Origin of the sequence: Clostridium sp. KNHs205 (genome assembly GCF_000702945.1) — a bacterium.
Classification (GTDB): domain Bacteria; phylum Bacillota; class Clostridia; order Lachnospirales; family Lachnospiraceae; genus Anaerocolumna.
Map to the genome: position 1 here is coordinate 2,390,011 of NZ_JNLE01000003.1, position 18,324 is coordinate 2,408,334.

An 18,324-nucleotide genomic window follows, 5' to 3' on the forward strand; every position below is an offset into this window, starting at 1 on the left:
ACTATTTTCAAAATTTGCCATCTTCTTTTCCCCAGGATGCAATGCTACTATTTATGTGTAGTAAATAAACATTTTAAAGGGAGAGAAGAGGTATGAGAAAAATATGGGCGTTTATGCTTGTAACAGCAATGGTACTTTCCATGCTGGCAGGCTGTGGCAGCAAAAAAGAGGAAACAGCAGTCACAGACAAAGGGGTAACAGATACCGAGAAGACAGGTACAGAGAAAACCGAGGCAACCAAAGCTCCGGAGAAAGTAACACTTAAGTTGTTTTCTAACCTGCCTGACAGAAAGAACGGACAGGGTTTGGTGGAGCAGATGATTATTGATGAATATATGGAGGCGAATCCGAATGTAACAATTCAGGTTGAAGCTTTGGACGAAGAAGCCTATAAGACTAAATTCAAAGCCTATGCCATGGACGGTATGCCGGATGTAGTCAGTATTTGGGGACAGCCTTCTTTTTTAGGGGAGGTATTGGATGCAGGAGTTCTGGCAGAACTGAAGGAAGCGGATTATGCCAATTATGGATTTGTTTCAGGTTCTCTGGAAGGGTTTAAGAAAGACGGCAAGCTTTACGGTCTTCCAAGAAATACGGATATTATGGCATTTTACTATAACAAAAAGATGTTTGAGGATAATGGATGGAAAGTTCCTGCTACATACGAAGAGCTCTTGACCCTTAGTGCTGCAATCAAAGAAAAGGACATTATTCCGGTGGCAATGGATGGCGGTGACGGATGGCCAATGGCAATTTATTTAACAGACCTGTTAGTCCGTATAGAAGGAAAGGATGCAGCAGCACTAATTAACGAGGCAGTTGCAGCAGGAGATTTCTCTGATTCCAGGTTTACACAGGCAGTTGATTTGTTGGTTCAGTCAGCCCGGGCAGGAATGTTTCAGACCGGATATGATTCCCAGGATTACGGTACCGCAATGAACTTATTCACCAATGGCCAGGCAGCAATGTTTTATATGGGAAGCTGGGAGTCCTCCATGGCTTTGAATAATGATATAACTGAAGACATCAGAAATAACGTAAGAGCCTTTACCATGCCTGCAATCAATGGCGGAAAAGGCTCACAGAACGATATCGCAGCCTGGAACGGCGGCGGTTATGCTGTAGCAGCAGACTCTAAGGTAAAAGATGAAGCAATCAAATTCTTAAACTTCATGTATCAGCCTGATAAATTATCCAAATATGGCTGGGAGAAGGGGGTTGGTATGTCAGCCCAGGATCAGTCCGCGTATATGACAGGAAATGAGACTGAATTACAAAAGACCTTTACCGATATCTTAAAGAATGCAACAAGTGTATCAGGAACACCAATTAATGACTGCGGTCCCTCCGCCTTCAAAGCAGCAATTGAGAGTGAGATTCAAAGTGTTTCCAATGGAACCTCTTCCGTTGATGATTTCCTTGCAAAAATCGGCGAGGCTTGTAAGTAAACACTTATAACCTGTGCATCTGCTTGGTGCACTGGGAGTATGGCTGCCTTTCTAAGGAGGGCAGCCATTTCACACTTCTTATTTAGGCAATATGACAAGCCATTTTCTCAATGTTTAGGGTACACCCAGGCGTAAATGGAATTCGTGTGCACTGAATCCACAGTATAAACTGATTGCGGGTTGAGGGAGGTTTGGCTGTCAATGCATTATGGAGGATAGGATGAACAAACTATACAGTAATAAATTGGTTATTTTTAGTCTGATATTACCAGGTTTACTGCTCTTTCTGCTTGCGATTTTGGCACCGATCTGTCTGAGTATATATTATGGCTTTACGGATTATTCAGGAATGGGCCAGGCAAAATTTATCGGAATGGATAACTACATGGAATTAATGTCAGACAGAACCTTTCACAGAGCGCTTACCAACTCACTTCTTTTAGCGATTGGATTTATCGTAATTCAACACCCCATTGCAATAATTGTGGCAGCAGTGCTGGACAAATTACAGGGAAAGGCTGAGGGATTCTTTCGCTGCATTTATTTTATTCCTAATGTGATTTCTGTTGCTGTAATCGCATATTTGTGGAAATTCATCTATAATCCGGATTTTGGTTTATTAAATAATATACTGAAAAGCCTGGGATATCAGGGAAAGATCAACTGGTTCAGTGCGGATACGGCAATATGGTCAGTTTTGATTGTGTTGATCTGGCATGGTTTCGGCTGGGGTATGTTAATCTATTATGCCGGGATCAAGAATATCGATCCGGTGTTGTATGAGGCGTCCGCCATAGACGGAGCAGGTCCCAAGCAAACCTTCATGAGAATTACATTACCTCTGATGAAACCGGTGATACAAATCAATATCACCATGGCTGTGATATCTGCTTTGAAACAGATGGAAACGGTATATTTATTAACAAAGGGAGGGCCGGGAGACAGTACCCAGTTTACAGCAAACTATTTATACCTGCAGGCCTTCAAAGCTTTCAGGTACGGATACGGCAATGCCATTGGTGTAGTATTTATCCTTATCTGCCTGGTCGTAACCGTTATGTTAAACAGGATTTTCCGTGACAAACAGGGACAGGAGGGATAGAGGGATGACAGGCAAAGGTATAGGAATAAAGAAAGGAATTTTAGGGGTTATCCTATTGGCGGTTGCACTGGTTCAGATATTTCCACTGGTCTGGCTCATTGATTTTTCTCTTGGAACCAGTAATGAGATGTTCACCAGCGGACTTTTGATTATCCCTGAGAAAGTTCAATGGGGGAACTATGGAAAGGCATTTGTGGACGGACATTTCCTGCTTTATTTAAAGAACAGTGTTCTAATTAACAGTCTTGCGGTATTATTAGTTTCCCTGTTTTCCATTATGGCTGGTTATGCCTGCAGAAGAATGCAGTGGAAGCTTAGTGGTTTTGTAAAAACTCTTCTGCTGTTAGGTATGATGATTCCCATCCATGCTACCCTTTTACCAAACTATAAGATTTATACGATGATTCATGCTACGGATACCATATGGGCACTTTTAATTCCTTATATTGCATTTTCACTGCCCCAGGCTTTGTTTCTGATGACAGGCTTTATCGAAGCACTGCCCATGGAACTTGAGGAGGCAGCGGTAATGGACGGATGCGGTATTTACCGGATCGTATTCCGAATTGTAACGCCGTTACTAAAGCCCTCCATTGCCACTGTAGCTATTATGACCTTTCTGAATAACTGGAACGAATTCATGATGGCAAGTACATACTTAAGTTCACCTAAGTGGAAGACCCTTCCCTTCTCGGTTTTGGAATTTACCGGACAGTATTCCTCTAACTATGCGGTGCAATTTGCAGTGATGGCATTGACGGCTGCTCCGGCGGTTATTGTATATATTTCATTGAACAGGCATATCACAAAAGGTGTTGCAATGGGGGCGGTAAAAGGATAAAATTTAATATAATTATTTTCGGAGGGGTTATGCAGCATATAAAATACCGGATCAGAAGGCTGAGTATCAGAAAGAAACTGATATTTTACAGTTACATAATCATAACCCCGATACTGCTCTTCATCAGTGCTGTTTTATTTGTAAGGAATTATAATACTACAATAAAAGCAGAGAATGATAGCTATCTCCAAAGTACCCAGAATTTGACCAGTGGTATTGATGTACTCCAAAAAAGTATTATTGAGTTTGCAACTTATATCTGTATTAACAATGATATTAGCAGAATACTTACCTCGGATAATCCGGAGGAACTGAATAAGGACTCCCTGCTCTGGCTTCATAATGCTCCCATGAGAATTATCCAGGATATGATGGCTCTGAACGGACAGATAAAAACAATTGCAATTTATCCCGAAAACGGTGTGAAACCTTATCTCAGGTGTATGGATGCATCAGCTTACCTCCCTTCCATACAACAGGTGAGTACTACTGAGATCTATAAGAAAGCGGTGGAACAAAAGGGCAGGATTATATGGAAAAGGGTTTCAAAGAATAAATCAGATACCTATGAAGCAAACAGAACTGATAAAATTGTCCTCTATCGTGAAATCTATGATCTTGCAAAGAAGGAAAAACGCGGATATCTGGTGATTGGAGCCTCTATGAATAAATTTACCGAGCTTTGTGAGAACTCCTTATCCTCTGACAGGGAAGGTATCCTGGTGGTTAGTGAGGAGGGGGCAGAACTTATAAGAAGCGGCCTGGTGAAGGAAGACCTTCTGTCAAAGATAGTAGAGGAGAGATCCGCTGAAGCATTAAGTGATAAAGCCTCCGGCTTTATGGAGTATGAGAAGTTTAAGGTCTTTTATAGCAAAAATGAGGATACAGGGACGACCATTTATCGTCTGGTTCCCCGGGAAGGACTTAGAACGCAATTAGCTTCCATTGCTTTTGCACCGACTGTTTTATTACTGGGGTTTCTGGTGGGACTTTTTCCGATTCTGATTTTTGTATCCAATATCATTTCGAAACCTTTGCATGAATTATGCAATGCTATGGAATTATTTAAAAAAGGTGATTTTAATCAGAAGGTCGAAGTGAATACACTGGACGAAGTGGGGGAAGCCGCCGCTTGTTTTAATCAGATGGTGGATGATATAAAAAAACTCATCGATAATAATTACGTTATGGCCCTTAGGGAAAAGGAGAGTGAACTGAATGCTCTTCAAGCCCAGATCAATCCTCATTTTTTATACAATACACTGGATTCTTTATATTGGCAGGCAACAGATGCACAGCATTATGAGATAGCGGAGGATATCTATGCGTTGTCCCAGCTTTTTCGATTGGTGTTGGGACAGGGAAAAGGAATTGTTACCGTAAAGAATGAGCAGGAGCTGATTGACCGCTATTTACATATTCAGAAGATGAGATTTGCAAAACGATTAGATTATGAGATAAAAATTGAGGAAGAAATTGAAGCTGCCATTATTCCAAAATTGATTCTTCAGCCCTTTATTGAGAATGCTATCGTTCACGGTTTTGAAAAAACGGGTGAGAAATGCTTTATTTCCCTGGTGGGTAAGAGGAGAGGAAAGCATATTATTTTTATGATTAAGGATAATGGCATTGGCATGAGCAGGGAACAGGTGAAGGCAATCCTGAAGGTGAATGATTCAGAACGTTATGCCAGTCAGCGGATTGGACGTTATGCAATAAAAAACATTAGAGAACGCCTGGAACTAAAATACCATGAGGATTTTAAATTGTTAATCTATAGTAAAGAAGGCAGCGGAACAACTGTCATTATTGAACTGCCATATGAGAACAAGGAGATGTAGGGGTTGGGGATAAAACTTTTGATTGCTGATGATGAGGATACCATAAGAAATGGAATGGCTAAGTATATCCAGCTGCATACGGATCTTTTTGACAAGATCTATCTGGCTGAAAACGGTCAGATAGCCATAGAAACCATATTCCGCCATGAACCGGAACTGATGCTTTTGGATGTACAGATGCCGGTAAAAAACGGAATCGATGTGATGCAGGAGACACAAAGGGCAGGAATTATGCCGATTACAATTATTCTAAGCGGCTATGATGAATTCAAATATGCACAGCAGGCCCTTAACTATGGTGCCAGGGGATATCTGCTAAAACCCAGCCGTTCTTCTGATATCCTTAAACTATTAAAGGATACAGCAAATGATATACTGGGGATACGAGAAAATAAGAACCTGCCAGAGAAAACAGGTAAAAACGGATTTGTGGATATAGCAAGTAATTATATCAGGGAGTATTATTATAAGGATCTGACCTTGAATGAGGTCGCGGAGCGCGTGGGGATTACTGCAGGCTACCTGTCAACCTTATTTTCACAGCAGAAAGACTGCAGCTTTATTGACTATCTGAATGTGGTAAGAATTGAGCATGCCTGCACTTATCTACAGCAGAATTATTTCAAGACCTATGAAATTGCCTTTAAAGTTGGATACAGGGATGATAAATATTTTTCGAAGGTATTTAAGAAAGTTACCGGAATGTCGCCTTCGGAATATAAACGGATATCTATATCGTAATTTATAATGGGAAAAGGCTTTTATTATTCAGCCTTTTCCCATGTTTGTTATAAATCCACTTGTTCAATGGATTTGTTCGATTGAATTAATAGAAAAACATCGTTTTACAGATTGACTGCATTATAGTAACATAAAAGTATACCAGATACAACGATAAATGCTTGTGTGTTACATAAATCAGTTAATTATGAAGATGAGAAGAGAAACAGTAAAATATAAAAGTGGAAAAATAGATGAAAGAGGAGAAAGAGTACAATATGAAAGAGGAGAAAGAGTGCAATATGAAAGAGGAGAAAGAGTGCAATATGAAAGAGGAGATAAGGGAGAAAGTTCTTGAGTTTGGAGCAGATATTTGTAGATTTACTGGAATTGATCGATTAGCCGGTGCACCCGATGGATTTCATCCACGTGATATTTTCCCCGCGTGCGAGAGTATAGTCACTTTTGCTGTAGCTCTTCCAAAAGGATTATATATGGTTGATTCCAGATTGATATATTCGCACTTCAATACCCTTGCCTGTTCACGTGTTGATCGTATTGCATATCGAACGGCAGCTTTCTTGGAAAAGATGAATTATGGCATAGGAGTACCGATACCCTGTGATGGACCCTACGATTATTGGGAAGAAGAGAAAATGGAAGGCCGTGGGTTACTTTCCATGAAGCACATCGCGTTCTATGCAGGAATTGGTACCTTTGGGAAGAATACACTGCTGCTCAACCGGGATTATGGTAACCGCCTGCTTATCGGATGTGTTTTAACTGACTTGAAAATAGAGTCCGATGAACTATCTGCTGAAGTATGTCTTGAGCATTGTGAGTTATGTATACAAAACTGTCCGGCAGGAGCAATCAGTGAAAGCGGAGTCATTCAAAAAAGTTGCCGGGTAAATAGTTATGGTCATACAAAGAGAGGTTTTGATACAGTAGAATGCAACCGATGCAGAACGGTATGTCCTATGCGGTTTGGAGCAAATACCTGTGATAAATAAAGCAAATAAAAATTGCAATTTTTGCTATTGCTATTTAATTGTTGTTCTTGCTAGTATTGATGTAATTTTTTATTTAAGACACTGAATTTTCAATAAAAAGAAATCAGTGTCTTTTTTTATGTCTGAGGATTCATATAGTAAGATGTTGTTGAATTTCAGCTATAAATACTGCGTTAGTTACAGAATCAGAGAAAAACATAAAAAAATTATGAGAGTAAAAAGTCTGCCTTGAATAAGAAGTAAAGAAACAGAACTATCATTAAAAACCTCTATGAGGTAGGTTAATTGGATACTGAGAAAATAACAATAAAGGTGCAAAAATATAGAATTAAATCAATAAATAGTATAAAAGCAAACCTATGAAAAATAAAAAATCTGGTCATTATAACCTAAATTGCGTCCTGAATTCAGTTAAAATATAAAAAAATGTTAAGATTGGGTACATAACCTTTTAATCGGGGTGTATTTTTCCCTGCCACCAATATTATATAATCAGTTTAGAATATTAATTAGATAATTAAACAAGGTGGATGGGAGCATGACAAATGACTAAGAATTCAAAAAAAATCATGACAAAAAAACAAACGATCACCCGTAAAACCTGGAGACAGGAAGTACAGCATAACTGGCCCCTCTATGTAATGATACTTCCGAGCTTCGTTCTGGCAATTATTTTCTGCTATATCCCCATGGGTGGACTTATTATGGCTTTCCAGAACTATAAGCCATGGCTTGGAATCTTCGGCTCGGAATTCGTGGGAATGGATAATTTCCTGCAGATCTTCGAATTTCAGGAATCTTACCAGGCAATAATCAATACCCTGATTATCGCCGTCAGCAAGATTATTCTGGGACTTATCGTACCTGTGGTTATGGCACTGCTTCTGAATGAAGTCAAGAATATGGGACTGAAAAAGGGAATTCAGACCTTAGTATATCTGCCTCATTTCCTTTCCTGGATAACCGTAGCCGGTATGCTTCGTGATATTCTGGGGTTAGATGGTATTGTAAATAACTTTCTTCAAAAATTTGGAGTGGAGCCAATCTTTTTCCTGGGGGAGGCTGGTATGTTTCGGCAGATTGCAGTTATTTCCGACCTCTGGAAAGGCTTTGGATTCGGTATGATTGTGTATCTGGCAGCTATTTCAAATATTGACCAGGGACTTTATGAAGCGGCAGAGATGGACGGAGCCAACCGTTTACAGCAAACCTTATATATTACCCTGCCAAGTATCACGCCAATGATTATCGTCATGGCGACCCTAAGTCTTGGAAATGTGTTGAATGCCGGTTTTGACCAGATCTTTAACCTGTATTCACCTCTTACCTACAGCACCGGAGATATTATTGATACCTATGTATACCGGCAATCCCTGGTAAACGGACAGTATAGCTTTGGTACAGCAGTTGGGCTCTTTAAGTCTGCCATCGGATTGTTCCTGACGGTTGTGTCATATAAGATTGCATATAAATTTGCAGGTTACAGAATCTTTTAGGAGGAAAAATACACCATGAGACGTACATCTTTGAGCAGAAAAATATTTGTAGGCTGTAATACTGTATTCCTTGTAACGGTAGCGCTTCTGTGCCTGCTCCCATTAGTTAATCTGTTTGCAATCTCCCTTAGTGGAAAGAGTGCTGCAAACAGCGGAATTGTCACCTTCTGGCCGGTAGATTTTACCGGACTGGCCTACGTAAAGACTTTTAATAACAGTAACTTCATACGTTCCATTATGATATCCTTTCTCAGGACCTTTACTGGCACGTTCCTGAGCATGTTCGTTATAACGACAGCGGGATATGCCCTTTCCAAGGAGTTCAGGGGCAGGACGGCACTGATGTGGTTTTTCGTATTTACCATGCTTTTTGGAGGCGGTTTAATCCCTTCCTATATGGTAAATACCTCCATAGGATTAAAGAATAATTTTCTTGTATACATACTTCCCGGAGCTTTCGGATGCTACAATCTGATTCTGATTATGAACTTCTTCAAATCAATTCCGAAGGCACTGGAGGAAGCGGCACTTATTGACGGGGCAAGCTTCTTCACTGTCCTCTGGAAAATATTTCTTCCATTATCCAAAGCAGGTCTTGCCACTGTAGCACTCTTTATTATGGTAGGCAACTGGAACGAATGGTTCACGGGTATTCTATATATGTCTGATACCAAGAATTATCCCCTGGCCTCCTTTCTGCAAGTAATAGTAGTACAAGGCAACCAGCAGGATCTGGCACTGGACCCTACTTCTGCGGCAGCTATGTCGGAGCGTACCATTAAAGCAGCTCAGGTATTTATAGGTGCACTGCCCATCCTTATGGTATATCCCTTTTTGCAGAAGTATTTTGTAAAGGGTATTGTCATTGGGGCTGTGAAAGAATAAAAGTTGAATAAATGCAGTATGTAAATAATTCAAAAAAAATAAGGGGTAGCACAAAGGATAAAGTCAATTTCAAATAAATTAGGACAGCTACAAATCGAATCATAATAATATCAAAGGAGAATCATGGCAGTCCTAGAAGAAATCAGGACATTTCAAAAGGAATCAGAGCAGTCCCAGAAGAAATCAGGATATTTCCAAAAGGAATCAGTGCAGTTCCAGAAGAAATCAGAGCAGTTATAAAAGGAATCAAGATTATTCAAATATGAATCGGAGCAGGTACAAAGCTGAAATAAGGCAGTACCAAAAGGAATACGGATAGTTCCAAAAAATCAAGGCAGTTTCAAAGATGGAATCAGAGCACTTACCAAAAGAATCAACAACTTCGAATCAGAGGTTATGATTAAATAAATCAGATGAAATAAAGCAGATTAAATCAATCAGGAGGAAGGTATTATGAAAAACAAGAAAGCAATCCTTTCAATCTTACTGGTATCCGCACTGCTCCTTACAGGCTGCGGCGGTAAGAACAGCGGAGGCAGCAAGGAAGCTGCCGCTACCAGGAATGGGGACGGTAAGTATGAGCCGGCTATCACCATCACCATCGCAAAACAGCTGGACGAGAATACGGGAAGATACGGAGAGGGAGAAGACATCAATAAGAATCCCATGACAGTGCTCACAGAGGAAAAGCTGGGAATCAAGATGGAGACCACGCTTCTTGGCGGAGATGCGGGCAACTATGATACGAAGCTGCGCCTGGCACTGACAGGTTCAGAGGAACTGCCGGATGTATTTCCGGTATACGGAACCCAGATGATTGCAGATATGATAGAATCCGGACGTGTAAAAGCAATAGATGATGATATTGAAAAATATATGCCGGAGCGTTTGAAAGAGATCTATGATAAGTATCCCCAGTCCTTTTATCCGGTGACCAAGGATGGCAAGACCTATGGTATTGCCTGCGCTCCGTCTTTAACAGAAGGACAGGTTATGATTATCCGCCAGGATTGGCTGGACAAATTGGGACTTAAGGCTCCCACTAATATGGAGGAGTTCGAAGCAGTCATAAAGGCATTTACTGAGAATGATCCTGATGGAAACGGAAAGTCTGATACCTATGGTTTCACTTACCAGGGGGACAGCATCTACAACAGCGGCTGGGTAGCAGATCCCGTTACGCTTTTCTCTGCAAATACCGGAAAACATATTCCTGGAAGCTGGCAGGAAGACGAGTCGGGCAATCTGACCTACGGTTCTATTGATGAGGGCAACAAAAAGACCCTGGAGCGTATGGCAGGATGGCATAAAAATGGGTGGATTTTTCAGGAAGCTGCCGCAACCGGTGCCTGGGATGCCATGAATCAATTTACTGAAGGCAAAGCAGGTATCTTTATCGGAAGGCCCTGGGCAATCAATTCCGTAAGAGATGTTACATCTGTAGCGCCGGAGGCTGTAATTAAAGCATATCCGAATATCCTTCAGGACAATGGAGAGCCAACCTACCAGGCCGCCCAGATCAACGACGGGTGGCTGATGTTCAACAAAGATTTTAATAACATGGAAGCCTTTTTCACCTATTATGACTGGCTGTATGATGCGGCCTTTGGTACCGGTGATTTTCAATATGGATATCTGGAAAATTATGATTATGATGTGGTAGGTGATAAGGTGGTTTTTGATTCCAAACTGTTTGACCCAGCCGTAACGGATCCATTTATGCCGGGTAAATCAACAGTTATGAAGAATGCTCCGGCACTTGATTCAATGCAGGCTTACGCAGATGTCAAAGAAGGAAAAGAGGCACAATCCAGTGCACAGATCAGGGCAACAGCTGATTTTGAAACAGCACCGGATATGGCGGAAGGTTATGCGTTAGCCAATGCACACAGAGATGAACTGCTTCCAAATCTGTTCAACGGTGAACCTACCGCTACGATGAAGAAGAAGTGGGAACAGCTTCAGACCATGGAGAAGCAGGTATATACCAATATCATCTATGGCAAAGAAACCTTGGAGGCTTTCGACAAATTCGTCCAGGATTGGAAAGCCCAAGGCGGAGATGAGATCACCAAAGAAATTAATGAGTGGTATCAGTCTGTAAAATAAAACCTATCAATAAGGAACTGTTACAATATTGTAGCGGTTCCTTATACTCATATAGTAATGCAAAGATTAATTTGCTATAATGATACCGGAAATTTTGGAATTACATAAAGTTGGGGTGGAATATGAAGAAAATAAGGTCAATTTTCAATATATTTGCAGTATTTCTGGTTATGATTATAGCAGGTTTTGCCATCTTGTACATATACAGCACCTCCAGTCTGAAGGAGTCTCTGATGCAGGCTGCAAAGATTCAGATGGAATATTCAAAGATGCTGCTTGGACAGAAAATCAAAGAAATCGAAATTGAAGCGGATGGAATCCTTAATAGTGATGATCTCAAAACACTGCATCTTACCCTTATAGAGGAATATGATGCTTATCGGTATGTAACGGATGTCAATCAGATGAAAGAATATCTGAGACGACGGCAGAAGAGCAATGTGGGGATGGCACAGTTCATATTGTACTGGCCGAGGTCCCAGCGTATCATCACCACCACTGCTCTCAGTGCAGTAAAGGATGTTATGCTGGAGCCAGTGGAGGACAACCAGTGGTTTATCTATGAAAATGAAGTTTATTTTGCAAGGCAATACGTCACGGACTGGGACGATACCGATGATGAACCATACCTGATCATACGGATGGAGCGGGATTATCTTTATAAACTAAAGACCATGGCTTCCGGCATGGAAGGGGGAGGAACGATGCTCCTTTATTCACAGAATAAGAGTCTTTTCTCCGGTAGTGAGACAGAGAAAGAACTGCTCCGTTCCATGAGTGAGAGGGGAGGTGTAAACCCTGCTGACAGAAACCCTGCTGACAGAAACCTGGCTGGTGAAAGACTTGAAGGCGGATACAGGAGTAATGGTTTTACCAGTGGAGAATCTGCCAGTTATCAGTATATTGGAAAAGGGAAATATCAGATTGTAAGCTCCGGAGCTTTAAAGAATGGACTGGAGCTGGTCTCTTATTATCCTCTCAAGGAGATGATGCGGCCGGTTTCGAATATAAACCGTATCACAGGAAGCCTATTGGTTGTCCTTCTTATGATTGGTCTGATCTTCATGCTTTTGTATTACAACAATATTCTGCTTCAGCTAAGGATTTTAACCGGAAAGTTAAAGCAGGTCGAGGGAGGAAATTTTACAGCACAGATTATGGTACTGCCAAACAATGAGTTTGGTTATGTCTTTCGGCAGTTTAACCGCATGGTGACAAGAATCAGCCAGCTGATCGAATCTACCTTAAAAGAGCAGCAGCTAAGGAATCAGGCGGAACTTCGGCAGTTACAGCTTCAGATTCATCCTCATTTTCTTTACAACAGTCTTTCTTATATTGTAACGGTGGCAGATCAGCCGGAAGCGGTTACAGAGATGGCAGTCCATTTGTCAAGTTATTACAGGTATTGTACCAAGAACAAAACCATCACCACCATCGGCGAAGAAATATCCTATGCGAAAGCTTATCTTGCAATTACTGCAATGAGAAAAGACCTTGAATATACCATAGAGGCCTCCAAAGACCTTTATAATAAGAACATTATCCCGCTGATTCTCCAGCCAATCATTGAGAATGCCATAGAGCATGCCATTGAAGAACGGGAAAATGCAAGGCATATCTACGTCAAGGTATATGAACTGGGAAGTGGTGCTCTGCGTTTTGAGGTCTCTGACGACGGAGATGGGATGACGGAAGAGGAAATTGATGCACTGTTTAAACGGCTTTCCAAAAAAGAACGGGATGAAGAGGAGAGTGTCGGTCTGTGGAACGTAAACCAGCGGCTGGTCAATTATTATGATGAATCTGCGGGACTTCGGTTTGGAAAGAGCATCTGGGGAGGACTGATGGTATCCTTTACTATATATGTATTACCGGAGGAGATGGAGAATGATGGTATTAATCGTAGATGACGAACCCTATATGATCGAATATATCAAAAAGCTGGTAGACTGGAAAAGTTATGGCTTTACACAGGTGCTGACAGCAAAAGGCGGTTCCATGGCCAGGAATCTTCTTCAGGAACACCATCCGGAGCTTCTGATTACTGACATTAAGATGCCTAAGATTTCAGGGCTGGATCTGTCAAGAATTATTAAAGAAAATCACTATCCGACCAAGGTTATGATTATATCCGGATACAGTGAATTTGAGTATGCTCAGCAGGCTGTACGCTATGGGGTGTCAGAATATCTGGTGAAGCCAGTGATAAAGAAGGATTTTGAAGAATCTCTGGGAAGGGTACTGGGGAAAAGCTTTCACAAGGAGGGGGATAAACAGAGCAGGGCTAAGGGAATGCAATGTGATCAGAGAGATGTTATCACCTGTATAAAGAAGTATATAGAGGATAATTACGGGGAAAATCTGTCACTGGATGCCCTGGGAGAGATCGCACATCTTCATCCTGCCTATTTGTCAAAAATCTTTAAAGAAACTACAGACGAGAATCTGTCTAACTATATTACGGAGGTCAGGCTGCAGAAGGCAGCACAGCTTCTGGAACAGACGGAACTTCGAATTCACGAAATCATGGAACAGGTGGGCTATCAGAAAAGTCAGTATTTCTCTAAGCTTTTCAAAGGCAGATATGAGGTGACACCAAAGGAATACAGGAAAATGAAGCAGTAGTATGAAAATTTTATTTAGAAGGAGGGTATGTATTATGCAGAAAATTATGATTCAGAGTGGAGTAATTCAAAATGGAATTACCTTATTAAAAAGAGATGAGGGAACTACTACACTAAGGATAGCAGCAGAAGGTGCAGGGATAACCCTTTCTGAACTGATTAACTGTCAGGAAAGGTATCTGTCCTTCTATTTGGAAGCATGTGAAGAACATAGTGTGGTTCTGGCCCTGCGGGTCTATGTGAAGGGGGAAGGGAAATCTCTGGCCTTTGATGTGCAGTTTGGTATTCTTCCGGGAGTACGTACACCAATTTGCATTGACCGGAATTGGATGGATGGCCATGTACTGTTTCCCGAGTCCAATGCCGGGCAGCTTAAGCAAGTCTGCCATGGCAGAAGAGTGGCAGCGGAAGAAATTGAACGGATTGTTCTGGAGACACTTCCCGTCTTTCATGATATAACATTAAAGGTGTCTGATATGACTCTCACAGAGGCTTACCCCACCTTTCATTTACTTCCGGAGGCAAAGCTGGTTGATGAACTCGGTCAGAATAAGCAGAAATTCTGGAAGTCTAAAGTAAGGGGTCTTGATAAACTGAAAGAAATCCTTCAAAAGCAGAAAGCCGAAAGCCGTGGGGAGTATCCTGCCAGTGACTGGTCGGAGTTTGGAGGATGGAAGCAGAAAAAGCTGGGAGAAGCAACAGGATTCTTTACGAAATATAAGGCAGGTGGAAGATGGTTTCTGGCAGATCCGAGAGGATATGCATTTTTCAGCGTGGGGACAGACTGTGTAGGTCTTGGGGCGGACTGCCGGGTAGATGGCGTAGAGAAATGGCTGGATTGGCTCCCGGCAGCAGAAGATCCGGAATATCACAATATGTTCCGTAAGACAAGGGAAGAGAAAGTAAAGGAAAAGTCCAGAAGAGAGGGGCTTTTATTCTCCTATAGCCAGGCGAATCTGTACCGGGCTTTGGGGGAGAACTGGTATCCTGAATGGCAGAAGCTGATCACAGGTCAGCTGCGCCAATATGGCATGAATACCCTGGGCAACTGGAGTGATGAAGGTCTGTTTGGAACTACCGATATGCCTTATGTGACGTCTCTCCCTGAATTTCCTGGTACCAGCACTATGATCTTCAGAGATTTCCCGGATGTGCTAAGTGAAGAATACGCCAGAGAAGCCAAAAGATGCGCACAGGCTTTGAAGAAACGAAGAAATGACCCGCTTATGATTGGATATTTTCTAAGAAATGAACCGAATTGGGCCTTCGTGGACCATCTGGTGTTAGCGGATGAGGTACTCTATAATACTGAGAGGACAGTATGTAAGGAGGAGCTGATTCGTTTTCTCAAAGAAAAATATGGTGAAATCGCAGAGTTAAATAAGGCTTATCACTGTGAACTTAAGGATTTTAAGGATTTTTATCAGTCCATGGAGAAGGTTTCCCATTGGTCCGAGGACGCTGCAAAGGATATGAGAGAATTTTCTGCCAGAATGCTGCGGGCTTATGTAGAGATTCCCTGTCAGGAATGCAGGAAAGTTGATTCCAATCATATGATTCTCGGCATGCGCTGGGCTTGGGTGTCCGATCCGGAGCTGGTAACGGGCTGGGAAAATTTCGATGTTTTCTCCATCAACTGCTATGCCGTGGATCCTACTGAGAATATTCAAAATATCGTGAACCTTGGTGTGGATCTGCCTGTAATGATTGGAGAATTTCACTTTGGTGCGCTGGATGCAGGTCCAACCGCCACCGGTCTGGAAGGGGTTGCAAGCCAGAAGGACAGAGGGACAGCTTACCGGTACTATTGCGAGCGGGTAGCAGCACATCCCTATGGAGTGGGGTGCCATTATTTCCAGTGCTACGATCAGTTTGTGCTGGGGCGTTTCGACGGAGAAAACTATAATATCGGTCTCTTTGATATCTGTTCCCAACCCTACACAGAGATACTGGATAGTGTGAGGGAGTGCAGCAGTAGTATATATATGGTTAAAGACGGACAGCAGAGTCCAACAGAAGAAAAAGGAGTATCTATACCTATGATTGCCTTTTAACAGAATAAATCATAAGTACTGTAATGCATAAAATGTATTTCTGAATGAAGTAAAATTGTAGAAGCAATGCCAGGTAAGCTTTACAAGAGTATTTCTTGCATGGGAATCAAAAGTTGATTTGCCTGGGCAGAAGAAGCATGGCATATGATTGGATGCAAGAGAAAAAGTTATATCAACTATGATAATACTTAATAGTAAATAGTTAGCAAAAGGAGAAAACAGATGAGTGTATTAGAAAACGGAGCCCTGTGGAGGGACAGGGATGGCAACCCGATTCATGCCCACGGTGGTTGTATCATATTTTTTGGCGGTTATTATTACTGGTATGGCGAAGATCGGCGGGAAAAATACTATGTCAGCTGCTATCGTTCAAAAAATCTGGCAGACTGGGAGTTTCGTAACCATATCCTGACCACAGAATCCAGAACAGAAGCCTATCGTGTAAGAACGAAAATTCAGCTGCAGAATGAGGACGGCAAAAAGGTGAATCTGGAGCGTCCCAAGGTACTTTATAATGAAATGACCAAAAAATTTGTTCTTTGGGCTCATTTTGAAAACGGAAAGGATTATCAGGAGGCAGCGGTTGGGATTGCTACCTGCGACACTCCGGAGGGAGATTTTGTTTATCATGGTCATTTCAATCCATATGGATATATGTCCAGAGATTGCACCCTTTTTCAGGAGGATAACGGTAAGGCCTATTTTATCTCAGCAACCAGAGACAATGCAGATCTCCATGTATACCGGCTGACTGATGATTATATGAATGTGGAATGTCTGGTGCATAAATTGTGGCAGGGAGAGTACCGTGAAGCCCCGGCAGTTGTGAAGCTTCGGGAGAAATATTATATGATTTCTTCCTTTTGTACCGGCTGGGCACCGAATCAGGGAAAATATGCGGTGGCCGACTCTATGGAAGGTAACTGGGGCAGTCTGAAAGAGATTGGTGATGAAACTACCTATGGCAGCCAGGCAGCTTTTATCCTGAAGGTGAACGGCCAGGCCCTGTACTATGGAGACCGTTGGGGTGGAAATGGTGAAAAGTACTTTACCTCCGGTTATGTAATCTATCCGCTGGCAGAAGAAAATGGAAAGCTTGTGATGGAATATTGTGAAAGTATAGATACTGATAAGATTACACACTGATTTGCAGCAGAATCAGTAAATTTGTGAGTCTGACCTTAACTAGCCTCATCAGCTGTGTGGCTCTATTGATCCGACAGCAGGAAGAGTTTGAGAAGGAAGATTGGATAAGATACATGGGAACTCCTTAGAGATAAGGAGTTCTTACCGATTTTGCTGCTTCTCATTTTCTAAACACGCTAGAAAACAAGGTATAAGGATTTACAGATGGCAAGAAAATCACTTTTACTTTTTTCTTCTATAACTACTACATGACAAAATTCAATCCCTATCCTCCAGTATTTCTAAACAACTCCTATTTTCTGAAAGTTATTTGCATTCTTAGAATTTAAGGACAAAACTCTTCCAAAGAAGCCATTTTATATAATTTACTTTTCGTTGTGGTATACTTACTAAAAATTTATTGCATTAGTTGATGTTATATATATTATGCAATATAACCCAATGACCTAACTATCAGATGATACAGGGGGAGAGAAAATGAGCTGGTATGCGCTGTTTGTCAGAACAGGGAAAGAGGATGAAGTTTGTGAAAACCTGAAGAAACTTTATGAGTTATTCAGCCCGAAGGATACCTATGAAGTAGTTGTCCCAAAGAGAGGCATATATGAATATCATGAAGGTAAGAGAACGTATGTCCTAAGGACACTTTTCCCCAGTTATGTGTTGATCGGAACAGATCAAATCGTAAAACTTTATGAAATCATGAAGAATCATAAAAGCTCCCATATCATCAGGATGTTAAAAAACGATAACTATTTTCAGGAAATTGATATAAGGGAAATTGGTGTTATCATTGATCTGATTAATCAGGAAGGGGTTATCGGAATATCTGATGTTTTGGTGGAAGACGAAAAAGTAAATATCATAGACGGGCCCTTAATTCATTATAAAGGAATCATTAAGAAGATCAATAAAAGAAAGGGACGTGCTAAAATACAAGTCGATTTCCTGAATAAACAGTGTTTTGTTGATATTGCTATTCGCTGTCTTGAAAGATACGGAGAAGAGAGTATTAAAAATCAAATAAGCTTCAGTTAAGAGTATT

14 protein-coding genes are annotated in these 18,324 nt (G+C 41.4%); all 14 read left to right on the forward strand.

The features are described from left to right. Nucleotides 1-92: 92 nt before the first annotated feature. On the forward strand, nucleotides 93-1,448 hold the full coding sequence (locus tag BR73_RS0110270; RefSeq protein WP_033165450.1) for an extracellular solute-binding protein: 1,356 nt from the start codon (nucleotides 93-95) through the stop codon (nucleotides 1,446-1,448). A gap of 220 nt (nucleotides 1,449-1,668) precedes the next feature. After that, on the forward strand, nucleotides 1,669-2,550 hold the full coding sequence (locus tag BR73_RS0110275; RefSeq protein WP_033165451.1) for a sugar ABC transporter permease: 882 nt from the start codon (nucleotides 1,669-1,671) through the stop codon (nucleotides 2,548-2,550). Between the two features lie 4 nt (nucleotides 2,551-2,554). Next, on the forward strand, nucleotides 2,555-3,391 hold the full coding sequence (locus tag BR73_RS0110280; protein ID WP_033165452.1) for a carbohydrate ABC transporter permease: 837 nt from the start codon (nucleotides 2,555-2,557) through the stop codon (nucleotides 3,389-3,391). Nucleotides 3,392-3,420: 29 nt separating this feature from the next. Further along, nucleotides 3,421-5,232, forward strand: coding sequence for a histidine kinase (locus BR73_RS0110285; protein ID WP_033165453.1), 1,812 nt, complete (start codon nucleotides 3,421-3,423; stop codon nucleotides 5,230-5,232). A 3-nt stretch (nucleotides 5,233-5,235) separates the two neighbouring features. Continuing rightward, nucleotides 5,236-5,973 carry a response regulator gene (locus tag BR73_RS29615; protein WP_033165454.1) on the forward strand — a complete coding sequence of 246 codons (738 nt, stop codon included), beginning with the start codon at nucleotides 5,236-5,238 and terminating at the stop codon, nucleotides 5,971-5,973. Nucleotides 5,974-6,206: 233 nt separating this feature from the next. Continuing rightward, complete coding sequence (locus BR73_RS0110295; protein WP_242860655.1) at nucleotides 6,207-6,965, forward strand: epoxyqueuosine reductase; 759 nt, start codon at nucleotides 6,207-6,209, stop codon at nucleotides 6,963-6,965. A 569-nt stretch (nucleotides 6,966-7,534) separates the two neighbouring features. Further along, nucleotides 7,535-8,461: an ABC transporter permease subunit gene (locus BR73_RS0110300; protein ID WP_051685386.1), complete on the forward strand. Its 927-nt coding sequence runs from the start codon at nucleotides 7,535-7,537 to the stop codon at nucleotides 8,459-8,461. A 15-nt stretch (nucleotides 8,462-8,476) separates the two neighbouring features. Then, nucleotides 8,477-9,346: a carbohydrate ABC transporter permease gene (locus tag BR73_RS0110305; RefSeq protein WP_033165455.1), complete on the forward strand. Its 870-nt coding sequence runs from the start codon at nucleotides 8,477-8,479 to the stop codon at nucleotides 9,344-9,346. A 453-nt stretch (nucleotides 9,347-9,799) separates the two neighbouring features. After that, entirely contained in the window at nucleotides 9,800-11,455 is a 1,656-nt protein-coding gene (locus BR73_RS0110310) for an extracellular solute-binding protein (RefSeq protein ID WP_033165456.1), read from the forward strand. A 122-nt stretch (nucleotides 11,456-11,577) separates the two neighbouring features. Beyond that, entirely contained in the window at nucleotides 11,578-13,365 is a 1,788-nt protein-coding gene (locus BR73_RS27320; protein ID WP_051685110.1) for a histidine kinase, read from the forward strand. Next, nucleotides 13,343-14,080, forward strand: coding sequence for a response regulator (locus tag BR73_RS0110320; RefSeq protein WP_033165457.1), 738 nt, complete (start codon nucleotides 13,343-13,345; stop codon nucleotides 14,078-14,080). The genes BR73_RS27320 and BR73_RS0110320 overlap by 23 nt, the downstream gene beginning before the upstream one ends. A gap of 34 nt (nucleotides 14,081-14,114) precedes the next feature. Further along, nucleotides 14,115-16,133, forward strand: a complete 2,019-nt coding sequence (locus BR73_RS0110325; protein ID WP_033165458.1) for a beta-galactosidase — start codon at nucleotides 14,115-14,117, stop codon at nucleotides 16,131-16,133. Nucleotides 16,134-16,355: 222 nt separating this feature from the next. Beyond that, nucleotides 16,356-17,279, forward strand: a complete 924-nt coding sequence (locus BR73_RS0110330) for a family 43 glycosylhydrolase (protein ID WP_051685111.1) — start codon at nucleotides 16,356-16,358, stop codon at nucleotides 17,277-17,279. Nucleotides 17,280-17,756: 477 nt separating this feature from the next. Further along, the gene (gene loaP / locus BR73_RS0110335; protein WP_033165459.1) at nucleotides 17,757-18,317 is read left to right on the forward strand and encodes an antiterminator LoaP; all 561 of its coding nucleotides are present in this window, start codon (nucleotides 17,757-17,759) and stop codon (nucleotides 18,315-18,317) included. Nucleotides 18,318-18,324: the final 7 nt, after the last annotated feature.

Excerpts from the sequence above, each read along its gene's own strand:
- BR73_RS0110270 (WP_033165450.1), top strand. The coding sequence starts at position 93 with ATGAGAAAAATATGGGCGTTTATGCTTGTAACAGCAATGGTACTTTCC.
- BR73_RS0110275 (WP_033165451.1), top strand. The coding sequence starts at position 1,669 with ATGAACAAACTATACAGTAATAAATTGGTTATTTTTAGTCTGATATTA.
- BR73_RS0110280 (WP_033165452.1), top strand. The coding sequence starts at position 2,555 with ATGACAGGCAAAGGTATAGGAATAAAGAAAGGAATTTTAGGGGTTATC.
- BR73_RS0110285 (WP_033165453.1), top strand. The coding sequence starts at position 3,421 with ATGCAGCATATAAAATACCGGATCAGAAGGCTGAGTATCAGAAAGAAA.
- BR73_RS0110295 (WP_242860655.1), top strand. The coding sequence starts at position 6,207 with ATGAAAGAGGAGAAAGAGTACAATATGAAAGAGGAGAAAGAGTGCAAT.
- BR73_RS0110300 (WP_051685386.1), top strand. The coding sequence starts at position 7,535 with ATGACAAAAAAACAAACGATCACCCGTAAAACCTGGAGACAGGAAGTA.
- BR73_RS0110305 (WP_033165455.1), top strand. The coding sequence starts at position 8,477 with ATGAGACGTACATCTTTGAGCAGAAAAATATTTGTAGGCTGTAATACT.
- BR73_RS0110310 (WP_033165456.1), top strand. The coding sequence starts at position 9,800 with ATGAAAAACAAGAAAGCAATCCTTTCAATCTTACTGGTATCCGCACTG.
- BR73_RS27320 (WP_051685110.1), top strand. The coding sequence starts at position 11,578 with ATGAAGAAAATAAGGTCAATTTTCAATATATTTGCAGTATTTCTGGTT.
- BR73_RS0110320 (WP_033165457.1), top strand. The coding sequence starts at position 13,343 with ATGATGGTATTAATCGTAGATGACGAACCCTATATGATCGAATATATC.
- BR73_RS0110325 (WP_033165458.1), top strand. The coding sequence starts at position 14,115 with ATGCAGAAAATTATGATTCAGAGTGGAGTAATTCAAAATGGAATTACC.
- BR73_RS0110330 (WP_051685111.1), top strand. The coding sequence starts at position 16,356 with ATGAGTGTATTAGAAAACGGAGCCCTGTGGAGGGACAGGGATGGCAAC.
- loaP (WP_033165459.1), top strand. The coding sequence starts at position 17,757 with ATGAGCTGGTATGCGCTGTTTGTCAGAACAGGGAAAGAGGATGAAGTT.